At 35.9% G+C, this 1,120-nt stretch carries 1 pseudogene; it reads right to left on the bottom strand.

Annotated features, from left to right (window positions below):
• Positions 1–33: 33 nt before the first annotated feature.
• Positions 34–1,120 (bottom strand): annotated as a pseudogene (locus K1I67_RS09655) (IS3 family transposase); the annotation flags it as partial.

Raw genomic sequence — 1,120 nt, forward strand, 5'->3', positions numbered from 1 at the left:
TTTGTACTGACCCCAAAAAGTTAGACAATTAATTTAAGCAAAGGATTTAGTTCTGTATTGTACAGGACTAAGTCCTTTTAGTTTTACCTTAATGCGTTTGTTGTTGTAATAATCAATATAGTCGACGATTGCCCCCTCAAGTTCCTTTATAGACTTAAATGTCTGCTCATAGCCATAAAACATTTCTGATTTAAGAATGCCAAAGAAAGATTCCATCATGCCATTGTCAGTACTATTACCCTTGCGAGACATAGATGGCTGAATGCCCTTATCTTCTAAAAAACTATGATAAAACTCATGCTGGTATTGCCAACCCTGATCACTGTGGAGAATAGTATTCTCGTATTCTTCTTCTCTAAAAGCTTGTTCTAACATATCCTTTACTTGTTTTAAATTTGGCGAAGACGATAGAGTATACGCTATAATCTCGCTGTTATAACCATCTAAAATTGGTGATAAATATAGTTTTTGATTACTTGTTGGAATAGAAAACTCTGTAATGTCTGTATAGCACTTTTCCATCGGTTTTTCAGCTGTAAATTGACGTTGAATAATATTCTCAGCTTTCTTACCAACTTCTCCATGATAAGAAGAATACTTACGTTTTCTACGAATACGAGCAGTTAGCCCCAACAGTTTCATCAAGCGTTGTACCTTCTTATGGTTTACGATGAACCCACGGTTTCTAAGTTCAAGAGTAATACGACGATATCCATAATTACCTTTATGCTCGTTATAAATGGTTTCTATTTCGTTTTTTACGGCCTGATTCTTATCTTCTAGGTTTAGCTGCTTTAAGTGATAGTAGTAAGTTGAACGAGCAAGTTTAATAATCTTTAGAAGAATATCTAAAGGAAACTCTGACACTAACTCTCTGACAATCTGCGTCTTTCTTCTTTCTCTTTTTCCTCCTTCAAGCGGAGTTCTCTCAACTTTTTTAGAATGGCATTCTCCGCTCTTAAATACTCATTTTCAGCCTGAAGGCGTTCTAGTTCTGTCATCTCTTCTGGTTTTTTCTTTGGCTTACGTCCCATTTCAGGTACTCTCCCTCTTGTTTTCTCAACAATAGTATACCCGTTTTTCTTGTATTGTGCCAGCCAATTAGGCAACATTCCACTAC

Origin of the sequence: Streptococcus infantis, assembly GCF_019929575.1 — a bacterium.
Taxonomy (GTDB): Bacteria; Bacillota; Bacilli; order Lactobacillales; family Streptococcaceae; genus Streptococcus; species Streptococcus infantis_L.